The following is a 12,402-nucleotide window of genomic DNA, read 5'->3' as shown; positions in this document are numbered from 1 at the left end:
GCGCCCATATGGTCACTGTTAATGGCTAATGACTAGAGTTTCCCACGACTCTATAACCGCTGCTTAAAGCAAAAAGCCCCGATCAACTGCGTTGATCGGGGCTTTTCTCATTCACATGGTCGCAGCTGTTAGCTGTCCGCTTTCTGCTGCTCGGCGACCTCTTTTTTCACCTCTTCCATATCCACATCCTTGGCTTTGCCGATGATCTCAGCAAAGGCCTGCTCCGGCAGCATGCCGGGCTGGGAGAAGATGATGATGTTTTCTCGGAAGATCATCAGCGTGGGGATGGAGCGGATCTGAAACTCCATGGCCAGCTCACGCTCTTCATCGGTGTTGACCTTGGCGAACACCACGTCGGGATGCTGCTCGGAGACCTTCTCATAGATGGGCGCAAACGCTTTACACGGGCCGCACCAGGTGGCCCAGAAATCGACGATGACCATGTCGTTGTTGTTGATGGTCTCGGCGAAGTTCTCTTTGGTCAATTCAACAGTGGCCACTGCGCTCTCCTGGATTGTAGTGTTCGGGCTGACGCGCTGCAGGAGCGCTGAAAACCAACCGTGACATTCTTACCCTCTGAACCGATAGGATCAAGTGTTTTCCTGAATATCGCCCAGCTGTTGATGGAGAAATTCACTCACAATAGCTCCCGCAGTGCGCGGCGGCGTACTCAATTGCTGACGAATGCGCGCCAAGCCCTGGCGTTGTTGCGCAGCGGCTTGCGGATCATCCAGCAGCGTGCGCAGGTCTTGACATAGGGTGTCAGGATTGGCTTCGTGCTGTATGCGTTCAGGCACAACCCCCTCGCCCGCCACCAGATTGGCCAAACTGATATAGGGGACCTGAATCACCCGTCTGCCAATGGCGTAGGTGAGCGCATTGACGCGGTAGACCACCACCATGGGCGCGCCGATGAGCGCCGCCTCCAGCGTCGCCGTGCCCGAAGCCACCAGGGCGGCGTCGCAGGCCCCGAGCAGATCATACGCCCCATTGGGGATGATGGAGACAGACAACGATTCGGCTTCAGCAGGCCAATGGGCGCGCAGACTCGCCTCATCCAAGGTATCGGCCAGAGCAATGGCGAAATAGGTGTTGGGCTTCTCCATACGCAATCGCACAGCCGCCAGTAGCATGGGCTCCAGCAGACGGGCAATCTCGCCAGGACGCGAGCCCGGCAACAGCGCAATCAGCGGCGCGTCGTCTGCAAGCCCCAGGTCGGCGCGCATCTGCTCCCGGCTGCGTTTAGGCTGGGCGCGATGCACCAATGGGTGACCCACAAACGAGACCGGCAGACCGGTCCCGGCGTAGATCTCCGGCTCAAATGGAAACAGCGCCAGCAGATGATCGAGAAAACCGGCCAGTTTGTCTGCGCGGCCCCGTCGCCACGCCCACACCTGCGGACTGACGTAGTGAATCACTGGCACGCCGAGTTTTTTGGCGCGTTTGGCCAGGCGGAAATTGAAATCGGGCAGATCCACTGTCACCAGTAGATCAGGGCGATCCGCGCGCATGCGCGCCGTGAGCGCATTCATGATGCTCACCAGACGCGGCAGATGGCGCACCACCTCGGCCAGACCGATGAGCGACAACTCATTGGGGTGATAGAGGCTCTCCAGACCCGCCGCGCGGGACTTCAGCCCCCCGACGCCGAAAGCGGTGAGCCCGGGGAACTCTGCGCTGAGTTCATTGAGCAACTCAGCGGCGAGAAAGTCCCCCGACGCCTCGCCGCTGATGATCATCACCCGGGGCGGACGCGCCGCCCTCTGCGCCGATGCGGTCATGCCAAATCACTTCTTGGGTGGGGTGAGCCCCTGTTCATCGATATAGCGCATCAGGGAATCGCGCACCTGCGCCACCACCGCCAGCGCTTTGCGGCCATCACGCCCGGTCACCAGCGGTTGGCGCCCATCGCGCACCGACTCGCAGAAAGAGCGAATTTCGGTCTCCAGGGTGTCGTAATCCTCAATGGTCAGGCGCTTCTCCTCCAGCGCCGGCACCGTGACGCCCTCCAACTGCATATCGCCCTCGCCCTTCATCACCACGCGAATCCCCTTGGTGATGAAGTCCAGCGCCACATAGGCGTCGGGCTGGAACAGGCGCATTTTGCGCGTGGCCTGCAACGACACCCGCGAGGCGCGCACATCGGCGATGCAGCCGTTGGCAAAGGTGAGACGCGCGTTGGCGATATCCACCTGATTGGTCAAGACCGGCGTGCCCATGGCCTCCACTTTGGCGACTTCCGAGCCGACGAAATTCAAGATGAGATCCACATCGTGAATCATCAGATCCAGCACCACGTCCACATCCAGCGCGCGGGGTTTGAAGGGCGCCAGGCGCTCAGCCTCAATGTAGCGCGGAGATCGCAAGATGCCGCTGTTACGTAGCGCCGCCACCGCCGGATGGAACCGTTTCAAGTGCCCCACCTGGATGAACAGATTGTTACGGTCGGCGATGTCGATGAGTTCGTCAGCCTCTTCCAGGGTGACCGTGATGGGCTTTTCGATGAGCACATGGATCCCGGCGTTAAGGCACGCCTCGGCCACCTTGAAGTGGCACTCGGTGATGGTGGCGATAGAGACCAGATCCACTTTATCCAGCAGATCGCGGTAGTCGGCATAACCGGCAACGCCCAACTCCTGACCGATCTGTTCGGCGCGTTTGGGATCGGCGTCGGCCACGCCCACCAACTCAACGCCGTCGATGAGCTGATACTTCTGTGCGTGGAAACGGCCCAGATAGCCGACCCCGATCACCGCTGCGCGCAACGGAGTGTTCGCCTGTGATCCACTCTGGCTCATGCCGGTTTCTCCTCTGCTGGGCTGGCGGGGCGCTCCAGCGCCACCAGCGTCATGCCATAGCGATCCGCCAACGCCAAAGTGTCGGCCAGATCCATAATCAGTGTGCGACCCGCCTCAATGCCCAAGGCGGGAATGCGCGCCGCATGCAAATTCTCAATGGTGCGCGAGCCGATGGTGGGCAGATCCAAACGCAGATCCTGGCCAGGCTTGCACACTTTCACCAATGCCCCATCGCCGCGACAGAGCGTTCCGGCGCGGGCGATCATGGCGTCAGTGCCCTCCACCGCCTCCACCGCCACCACCACTCTCTGTCGCGTCACCACCCCTTGGCCGATATCGAACTCGCCCAAGCGGCTGGCCATTTCAAAGCCAAAATGGATATCCTCCCACTGCTCCGGGGTGGGCTGACGGCGCGTGAGCACCCCCGCAGGCGCCAACAATGATGGCGCGATCTCCGCCGGGCCGCGCAGGGTCATGCCGTGATCTTCCAGGATTTGCGCAATGGCGCGCAAGAGGACATCGTCGTGGAGCGTGCGCAGAGAGAGCGCCATACGCAGCGCCAAAGCGTCGGGACGCACGCGCCAGATGCTGGATTTGGCGATGCCGCCGCACATCACCGCTTCGGTGGCGCGCCATTTCGCCAAATGTTTGAGGATGGTTTTGAATTTTCCCAGCTTGACCCAGGCAAAGCCGTCCACCCGCTGGGCCAGCTCAGGATCGGTTTCGCCCTCATGCCCCACTGCCACCACACGATGGCCGTCGGCACGGAGTTTGTCCGCCAGAATCAGGGGAAGCGCGCCATTGCCGGCGATGATGCCGATAACCGGCGCAGAGCCGTCAGGGGGTCTGTCGGCCATGCGCGCGCCCAGCGTGGCTTAGCGACAGATGCCGCGTTGGCTGGATTGCAGAAACTCCAGGAAGTGCACCACTTCCGGAGTATCGCAGCACTTTTCAATCTCGGAAAGCGCTTGCTCCAGACGCAGATTGTCGCGGAACACCATGCGATGGGCTTTGCGGATGGATTTGATCGCCTCTTCACTAAAGCCGCGCCGACGCAGACCCACCACGTTCACACCGGTCACCTTGGCGCGGTTGCCCGCCGCCGAAGCGTAAGGGGCGACATCCAACGACACCGCCGAAGCGCCGCCGATAAAGGCGTGGCGACCCACCCGGGCAAATTGGTGGATGGCGGTCAAGCCGCCGATGACGGCGTGCTCCTGCAACTCCACATGGCCCGCCAGCGTGGCGCCGTTGGCCATGATCACATGGTCATCCACGCGGCAGTCGTGGGCGATGTGGGAGTAGGCCATGATCATGCAATCGCTGCCCACGCGGGTTAGACCGCCGCCCGCTTCGGTGCCGCGGTTGATGGAGACATATTCGCGGATCATACAGCGCTTGCCGATCACCACCCGGGTCGGTTCGTCGGCGTAGTGGATATCCTGCGGAGCCGAGCCAATGGTGGCGAAGCTGAACACCTTGCTCTCTTCACCGATCTCCACATGCCCTTCGATGACGGCGTGGGCAGCCACTTCAACATTCTTGGCCAATTGCGCATTGGGGCCGATCACCGCATAGGGCCCGACAATGCACCCGTCCGCCAGTTGTGCGCCGGGATCGACCACAGCGGTGGCGTGAATAGAGACGTTGGCGTCTTTGTTGCTCATGCGGCGTCATCCCGTTTGCGCGTCATCGCCATCAGCTCCGCTTCCGCCGCCAACTCATCGTCGGCAAAAGCCTTGCCCTCGAACCGCCACACGTCGCGACGGCGTTTGATCAGCTTCAGATCCAGCACCAACTGGTGACCAGGGACCACAGGCTTACGGAACTTCGCCTTGTCGATGGCCATAAAGTAGACCAACTGCCCACGCACGTTTTCCGGATCGGTGCGCGCGGCAAACAGCGCCCCGGCTTGCGCCATGGCTTCCAGAATCAACACCCCCGGCATCACTGGCTCGCCGGGAAAGTGGCCCTGGAAGTGGGGCTCATTGAAGGTCACGTTCTTGATGGCGCGCAGATATTCGCCCGCCTTGAAATCCACGATGCGATCCACCAGCAAAAACGGATAGCGGTGCGGCAGGGATTCCAGTATCTCGTGCAGATCAAAGGACTCTTGAGCCATTGCGTCTTCTCGAATTACTTGAACAGGGAGGCGGTGCGCTCATTCAACCGCTTGAGCACTTGATCGGTGATGTCGATGGTGTCGGTGGCGTAGAGCACCTGACCTTTGCCGAACACCGCCGTGTATCCTTTTTCGCGTCCCATCTCTTCGATCACTTCCCGCAGCGCGCCGGTGATGCGCTTGGTCCAGCGGGCGTTTTCGCGATCCAAACGCAACTGCAGATCCTCCACCATTCGGCGGAAGTCACGCATTTCGCGTTGCAGTTTGGCGTTGAATTCCGCTTTGGCTTCCGGAGTCATCAGAGCGCCGCGCTTTTTCAGGTCGGCCTGCATGGTCTCAATCTGTGACTTCTTGGCGTCGACCTTGGCTTGGGTCTTGCCCTTGGCGCTCATGAGCAGATTGCGCGCCTGTTTGGCGGCGTCAGACGAGGAGATCGCCCGCTGCACATCGACAAAAGCGAATTTATCGGCGGCGTCGGCGCTCTCCACCCACAGCAGGCTCACCAGCGCCACGGCTGCACAGATCAGACGTAAGGACATTGAATCTTCCCCAAGTTACAGGCCGCCAGATCCGCACTGCTGGACTTGTCGACCAATTATACTCATGTGCAAACGAATTGCGAATTCTAACACCCCTACAGCGGTTGGCTCAAGCGAGCGCAGCGCGCAGAGATGAATCACGCGCACGCGCAGCTCACATGGAGGTGCCGATGCTGAAATCGAAGCTGCGGGTTTTATCCCACGACTCGCTGGCCAGCGGCACGCCGAAGGAGAACTGCAGCGGACCGAATGGCGAGCGCCAGTTGACGCCGACGCCTGCGGACATGCGCACGCTGCCGGAGTCGTTGACGTCGGTGGCCAAGGCGTCGAAATTGTCGAGCATGCCCACATCCACAAAGGTCAGCGCGCTCACGCCCTTGTCTTCCAGACCATAGACCGGGAACTGCACCTCCGCCGTGCCGGAGCCGAAGTAGGTGCCGCCCATGGCGTCGTCGCTATAGGAACGCGGGCCCACGCCGTGGGATTTAAACCCGCGCAAAGAGCGCATGCCGCCCATGAAGTACTTCTCGAAGATGGGCACATCGTCGCCGAACCCTTCGATCATACCCCCGCGCAGACGCAAGTGACCCACCACTTTGGCGCGCTTATAGATGGGATGGTAAACGTTGTTATCCGACGTCAGACGCAGGAACTTCACATCACCGCCCAAACCAGCCAGGTCGGTGGTGAGCATCATGGAGTGCCCCTTCATGGGATCCAGACGGTTATCAATCTTATCCCACGACAGTTCATTGGTGACCATGGAGGTCAGATAGGGGCTGGCGGCTTCCTGTTGACGCAGTAACAGGGCGGCGTTGGAGGCCACGCCCTTGATCTCGGTGTTGGTGAGGCTGTAGCTCAGGCGGGTGCCCAAATTCTTGGTCAGATTCAGACCAAAGGTGACGCTGCCGCCCCAGCTATCGCTCTCATAACCGCCGGAATCGGAGTTGTCGGATTTGCGGTTGAACAGGTTGATGCCCGCCGACACGTCACGCCCCATGAAGTAGGGTTCATACAGCCCCAGTCCGAAGTCGGCGCGGCTGGCCGACAGCGAGAACGACAGCGTCAGTTTCTGCCCTTTGCCCATGAAGTTGTTCTGACTGACTGAGGCGCTGCCCATGTACTTATCGGTGGTGGAGTAGCCCGCGCCCAGGGTAAATGCGCCGGTGGCCTTCTCCTCCACCTTCACCTGCACATCGACCTTGTCGGGGATGTCGGATTTGGGGGTGGTGATCTCCACGGTTTCAAAGAAGTCCAAGGCTTGCAAACGCTTTTTGGCTTTGCGCACGGCGGAGGCGGAGAACAGATTGCCCTCCACCACGGTCATCTCCCGACGGATCACTTCGTCGCGGGTGCGGGTGTTGCCAATCACTTCCACCCGGTTGACGTAGACGCGACGCCCTTTTTGGATATTGAACGTGAGGTTGACGGTTTTGTTCTCGTCATCAATCGCGGTTTCCGGCGAAATCTGCAGGAAGGCGTAGCCAAAATCGCCCACCAGGTCGGTCAGTTTATCGATGGTGGTGGAGACTTCGTTCTGGGTATACCAAGTCCCCTTTTCGATCTCGACCTGTTTGTAGAGATCTTCGATGGGCGCTTCGTCAAAGTCGCTTTTGATCTCCACTTCGCCAAATTTATAGCGCTCGCCTTCGGTGATGGCGTGGGTCACCACAAAGGCCTTTTTATCCGGCGTCAGCTCCGCCACAGAGGAGTCGACGCGGGCGCGCACATAGCCGTTATCCAGATAGACGCGGCGCACCTGAGATTGGTCGAACAGCAGCTTTTCACGGTCATAGGTGTCTTTTTCCGTGAGCCAGGAGAGCCAGTCTGTGGGTTGGATCACCAACTGCTTGGTGATGGTCTTGGCCGAGAGCTTCTCATTGCCCACCAGACGCACTTCGCGGACTTTGGACTTTTCGCCTTCGCGGATTTTGTAGGTCAGCTCCACGCGGTTTTCCGGCAGCGCTTTGGTCAGCAGATCGATCTGCGCCAGGAACAGACCTTTGACGCGATACGCCTGGCGCAGTGCGGCCAAATCCTTCTCAGCTTCGCTTTTGGAGAAGATGTCCCGCGCCTTGATTTTGACAATATCCTTGAGCTCTTCATCGTCAAAGGCGTAGGCGCCTTTGAAGTTGACCTCCTGGATCAACGGGTTCTCCACCACCTTGACCACCAGGGCGGCGCCTTCGCGCTCCAGCTCGATGTTCTTGAAGAAGCCGGTGGCGTAGAGGGACTTGACGCTCTTGCGCAGGTCAGAGGCGTTAAACGGTTGACCTTCGCGCACGGACAGATAGCTTTTGACGGTCTCTTTCTCGATCCAACGGGCGCCCTGGACGCGGATCTCATCGATCACGCCGCCCTGGGTTTGGGCTTGAACCGGGGCGGTCCACGCCAATAGCAGTCCGAGCATCAACAACAGAGTCGGGAGTCGTTTCATTGACTGCGCGATCTTCATAAAGCGGCCCTTGTACAGGATCATTGAAAATAGGCAACCAGACGCGGCCACAATCTGGCCAGGTCGTTGTAGAACGCCAAAATCATCAGACTGCCCAACAGCGCAATTCCGATGCGATTGGCCATCATATAGGCTTTTTCGCCCACTGGCTTCCCTTTAACAGCTTCCACGGCGTAAAACATCAAATGTCCGCCGTCGAGAATGGGGATAGGCAGCAGGTTGAGAATGCCGAGATTGACTGATACCAGCGCCATGAACTGCAACAGGCTGGTGGCGCCCTGTTCGGCGGTTTTGCCGGCCATCTCGGCGATCATAATGGGACCGCCCAACTGATCCGGCGACACCACGCGGGTGAGCAGCTTCCAGATGCTGGTCACCGTCAGGTCGATATAGGCCCAGGTCTGTTGCGCGCCCAGCGCGAAAGACTCAACAAACCCATAATCAGTGGTGGTCACCGCGCCGCTGGGGCTGATGCCGATGAGCGCGCGTTGGATTGGCTCGCCAAATAGGTTTTTCGACTCTTTGATCTCCGGCGTGATATTCAAATCAAAGCGATCCGACTCCCGCTGGACAGTAAAGTTGAGCGTGCGACCTTCGCTGGCGCGCACTGTTTCCGACAGATCCGTCCACAGCGGAATCGACTTGCCGTCAATGGCGAGTATGCGATCCCCTTCCTGCAACCCGGCCGCCAGCGCGGGAGAATCCTCTTTGACTGCGCCCACTTCCGGCAACAACTCGGGCATGCCCAGCAGAAAAGCGCCCCATAACGCCACCACGGCGAAGATGAAATTGAACATCGGCCCGGCGGAGACGATGGCGGTGCGCGGCCACAGCCCCTTATGGCTGAAGGAGTAGCGACGATCCTCCTCGTCCAACTCATCCTCCACCGACTCGCCCAGCATTTTGACATAGCCGCCCAATGGGATGGCGGAGACGGTGTATTCGGCGCCGGGGTCGGTGGCGCCAAAACGGCGTTTGCCGCGCCAACCCGCCAACTTGGGACCAAAACCGATGGAGAAGGTCACCACACGCACGCCAGACCAACGCGCCACCAGGAAGTGACCCATTTCATGCACAAAAATCAGGGCGCCAAGAACAACAATGGCCCAGAAGATGGTCAGCATAACAGCTCGCTTAGGATAAACAGTCGACGCGGTGTCCGACTGACAGGGTTAATGTCGCCCAAGGCGTTTAACAGATCTCTTCCACAATGCGTTGCGCGACCTTGCGCGCCTGATGATCGGCCGCGAACACATCCTCAAGCTGCGCGGCGGCGCCCAGCGGGAGGGAGTCCAGCGTGCGATCGATCACCTTGGGGATGGTTAAAAATGGCAATCCCGCATCCAAAAACGCCGCCACGGCAACCTCGTTGGCGGCATTCAATACCGCAGGGGCCAAACCGCCCCGGCGCAGCGCATCATAGGCCAACTCCAGACAGGGGAAGTCCGCCGGGTCGGGACGCGCTTCAAACGTCAGTTTAGCCAATTGTGGCAGGTCGAGTGAAGGGACGTTGGTTTGCGTCCGTTCAGGCCAGGCCATGGCCACCGCAATGGGGGTGCGCATATCCGGCGCGCCCATCTGCGCCAACACCGAGCCGTCCATGTATTCCACCATGGAGTGGACAATGCTCTGCGGATGCACCACCACGTCGATCTGCTCGGGGGGCAGACCAAACAGCCAGTGCGCCTCGATCACCTCCAGCCCCTTGTTCATCATGGTGGCGCTGTCGATGCTGATCTTGCGGCCCATAGACCAGTTGGGATGCGCCAACGCCTGTTCCGGCGTCACATTGACTAGTTCGCCTCGGCGCTTGCCACGGAACGGACCGCCCGAGGCGGTCAACACCAGACGGCGCATCCAACGGGTCTGCTGGAACACCTGGAAGATGGCGCTGTGTTCGGAGTCCACCGGGATCAAGCGCACCTGATAGCGGGCGATCTCCTCCATGAACAGCGCCCCGGCCATCACCAGACACTCCTTGTTGGCCAGGGCGATATCCTTACGCGCGCGAATGGCGGCGATGGTGGGCGCCAGACCAGCGGCGCCGACGATGGCGGAGACGGTCATGCGCGCCGACTCCAACGCCGCCGCTTCACTCACGCCCTCGACCCCGGAGAGTACCGGGATTTTGAGATCCGCCAACGCGGCGCGGGCCTGGTCAGCGGCCTCCTCGTCAAACAGCGCCACCACTTCGGGACGACACTGACGCGCCTGCTCCACCACCCGGCGCCAGTTACTCCCCGCCGCCAGCGCCACGATGCGGAAGCGGTCCGGATTGGAGAGCGCCACATCCAGCGTGTTGACGCCGATGGAGCCGGTGCAGCCCAGCACGGAGAGGGTTTTGACGCTCACAGCAGTCCCATCCACAGCAGGTAGGCGTAGTAGAGCGGCGTGGCGAACAGCAGGCTATCCAGACGATCCAGCAGGCCGCCATGTCCGGGAATCAACCCGCCAGAGTCTTTCACCGCCGCTTCGCGCTTGAAGAAAGACTCCACCAGATCGCCCATCTGACCGGCCAGGGAAATGATCGCCGCCGCCGCAAACGCATGGCCATAACTGAGCGGCAACTCAAAGGCGTAGGCGGTGAGCGTGCCTGCGCTTAAGCCCACAACCAAGCCGCCAATGGCGCCTTCACGGGTCTTTTTCGGGCTCAAGCGCGGGGCCAGTTTGACATTGCCCATGGCGCGTCCTGTGAAGTAAGCGCCGGAGTCAGTGGCCCAGATCACAAACAGCGCCAGACAGATCCAAGCCGGACCTTGATCCAGCAATCGAATCTCCATCAGCAGCGCCAACGGCAGGGCCGCATAGATCAAGCCAAACAGGGAGAGGGCGATACGGGATGCGCCCTGACGATCCTGGCTTTTGCCGTCATACCGCAGCGCCTCAATGGCGATGCGATTGAACAGAACAATCAACAGCACCCAAGGGATCAAGCGACTTTGGCCCACATAGGCGAGCATTTGAAACAGCGCCGCGCCACCCGCCCACCAGACAAAGCGCTGTTGATTGACAGCGCCTTGCAGCTTCTCCCACTCCCACATCAAGCCGACGCTGGCCAGAATGGTCAAACAGAGTGTGGCGATGGGCGGCGCGCCGATAATCAGCCACAGCACCAGGGGGATGAGGACGACTGCGGAGAGGATTCTGGTTACCATGAGCGCGCGCCCGAATGATTCACTGCGCCAGGACTCATGAGGCCGCGCCAAATCGGCGTTCGCGGCGGGAGAACTCTTCCAGGGCGCTAAGGAAATACTTGCGGTCGAACTCCGGCCAGAAGATCGGCAGGAAGACCAATTCGGTATAGGCGACCTGCCACAACAGGAAGTTGCTCACCCGCTGTTCGCCGCCGGTGCGAATCATCAGATCGGGATCCGGTTGCCCAACGGTGGTCAAGCGGTTGGAGATCTGCGCATCATCGATGGCGTCGAGGCTCAAATCGCCGTTGGCCACATCCTGCGCGATGGAGCGCGCGGCGTCGATGAGCTCCTGGCGTCCGCCATAGTTCAGGGCGATGTTGAAATTCAGGTCTGTGTTGTGCGTGGTCTTCTGTTCCAGGTCGCGCACCAGATCCCGAATCTTGGGCGGCAGTTCATGCAGACGCCCCAGAGCGCGGAAGCGCACCCCCTCCTTGACCAACTCATCCACTTCGCGCTTCAAGTGCAGCGCCAGTAGATTCATCAAGGCGGAGACCTCCTCTTCCGGCCGATTCCAGTTCTCCGCCGAGAAGGTGTAGAGCGTCAGGGTGGGGATTTTGAACTCCAGGCATGCCTCAATGGTGCGACGCACCGCTTTGACGCCCTGGCGGTGTCCTTCGAGTTTGGGCAGAAAACGCTTTTTCGCCCAACGACGATTGCCGTCCATGACGATGGCGACATGACGCGGGAGATTTTCCGGCAGTGGCGGCGTGGATTTACTCATGTCAGCCGCTTACACCTGCATCACGTCAGCTTCTTTGGACGCCATGGCTTCGTCGATCTTCTTGACGAAGGCGTCGGTCAACTCCTGGACCTCTTTCTCCTGAACGTGCATCTCGTCCTGGGAGATCTCTTTGTCCTTCTCGGCTTTTTTGAGCTGATCCATGCCGTCGCGACGAATATTGCGCACGCTGATTTTGGCCTGTTCACAATATTTGTGCACCAGCTTGACCATTTCGCGGCGACGCTCTTCAGTCAACTCCGGCATCGGCACGCGGATAAGCTGGCCATCGTTCATGGGGTTGAGCCCCAGATCGGACTCCAGAATCGCTTTTTCAATAGCGCCCAGAGAGCCCTTGTCCCACGGCTGGATCACAATCAAGCGGGCTTCAGGCACCGACAGGGTGGCGAGCTGATTGATGGGCATCAAGTCGCCATACGCTTTGACGGTGACATGCTCGAGCAGACCGGTGGAGGCGCGGCCGGTGCGGACCGTAGACAGCTCCTCTTTCAGAACGCTCAAGCTTTTACTCATGCGCTCATCCAGGTCCAGCAGCAACAGTTCCACATCCAT

General features: G+C 60.0%; 13 protein-coding genes. All 13 read right to left on the bottom strand.

Features of this window, described 5'->3' with window-relative positions; translation table 11 throughout:
- Positions 1–128 precede the first annotated feature (128 nt).
- Positions 129–515, bottom strand: coding sequence for a thioredoxin (gene trxA, locus MAIT1_RS08250; RefSeq protein ID WP_414673638.1), 387 nt, complete (start codon positions 513–515; stop codon positions 129–131).
- 75 nt (positions 516–590) lie between these two features.
- Entirely contained in the window at positions 591–1,781 is a 1,191-nt protein-coding gene (lpxB, locus tag MAIT1_RS08245; protein ID WP_085441804.1) for a lipid-A-disaccharide synthase, read from the bottom strand.
- Positions 1,782–1,787: 6 nt separating this feature from the next.
- Entirely contained in the window at positions 1,788–2,798 is a 1,011-nt protein-coding gene (locus MAIT1_RS08240) for a Gfo/Idh/MocA family protein (protein WP_085441803.1), read from the bottom strand.
- Positions 2,795–3,655, bottom strand: coding sequence for an LpxI family protein (locus MAIT1_RS08235; RefSeq protein ID WP_085441802.1), 861 nt, complete (start codon positions 3,653–3,655; stop codon positions 2,795–2,797). Before MAIT1_RS08235 ends, MAIT1_RS08240 begins: the two co-directional genes overlap by 4 nt.
- An 18-nt stretch (positions 3,656–3,673) precedes the next feature.
- Complete coding sequence (gene lpxA, locus MAIT1_RS08230; RefSeq protein ID WP_085441801.1) at positions 3,674–4,465, bottom strand: acyl-ACP--UDP-N-acetylglucosamine O-acyltransferase; 792 nt, start codon at positions 4,463–4,465, stop codon at positions 3,674–3,676.
- Positions 4,462–4,920, bottom strand: a complete 459-nt coding sequence (gene fabZ / locus MAIT1_RS08225; protein ID WP_085441800.1) for a 3-hydroxyacyl-ACP dehydratase FabZ — start codon at positions 4,918–4,920, stop codon at positions 4,462–4,464. The genes lpxA and fabZ overlap by 4 nt, the downstream gene beginning before the upstream one ends.
- A 14-nt stretch (positions 4,921–4,934) precedes the next feature.
- The gene (locus MAIT1_RS08220; protein ID WP_085441799.1) at positions 4,935–5,459 is read right to left on the bottom strand and encodes an OmpH/Skp family outer membrane protein; all 525 of its coding nucleotides are present in this window, start codon (positions 5,457–5,459) and stop codon (positions 4,935–4,937) included.
- Between the two features lie 154 nt (positions 5,460–5,613).
- Positions 5,614–7,896 (bottom strand): outer membrane protein assembly factor BamA, encoded by a 2,283-nt coding sequence (gene bamA, locus MAIT1_RS08215; protein ID WP_158089391.1) that lies wholly within the window; start codon positions 7,894–7,896, stop codon positions 5,614–5,616.
- A 38-nt stretch (positions 7,897–7,934) separates the two neighbouring features.
- A complete protein-coding gene (gene rseP / locus MAIT1_RS08210; RefSeq protein ID WP_085441797.1) occupies positions 7,935–9,038 on the bottom strand; it encodes an RIP metalloprotease RseP in 1,104 nt (367 codons plus the stop codon).
- 67 nt (positions 9,039–9,105) lie between these two features.
- Complete coding sequence (locus tag MAIT1_RS08205; RefSeq protein ID WP_085441796.1) at positions 9,106–10,266, bottom strand: 1-deoxy-D-xylulose-5-phosphate reductoisomerase; 1,161 nt, start codon at positions 10,264–10,266, stop codon at positions 9,106–9,108.
- Complete coding sequence (locus MAIT1_RS08200) at positions 10,263–11,069, bottom strand: phosphatidate cytidylyltransferase (protein WP_085441795.1); 807 nt, start codon at positions 11,067–11,069, stop codon at positions 10,263–10,265. Before MAIT1_RS08200 ends, MAIT1_RS08205 begins: the two co-directional genes overlap by 4 nt.
- Before the next feature lie 34 nt (positions 11,070–11,103).
- Positions 11,104–11,832: a polyprenyl diphosphate synthase gene (gene uppS, locus MAIT1_RS08195; RefSeq protein WP_085441794.1), complete on the bottom strand. Its 729-nt coding sequence runs from the start codon at positions 11,830–11,832 to the stop codon at positions 11,104–11,106.
- Positions 11,833–11,841: 9 nt separating this feature from the next.
- A complete protein-coding gene (frr, locus tag MAIT1_RS08190) occupies positions 11,842–12,402 on the bottom strand; it encodes a ribosome recycling factor (RefSeq protein ID WP_085441793.1) in 561 nt (186 codons plus the stop codon).

Source organism: Magnetofaba australis IT-1, from assembly GCF_002109495.1.
GTDB lineage: Bacteria > Pseudomonadota > Magnetococcia > Magnetococcales > Magnetococcaceae > Magnetofaba > Magnetofaba australis.
This window is presented reverse-complemented; position numbering and strand designations above follow the sequence as displayed.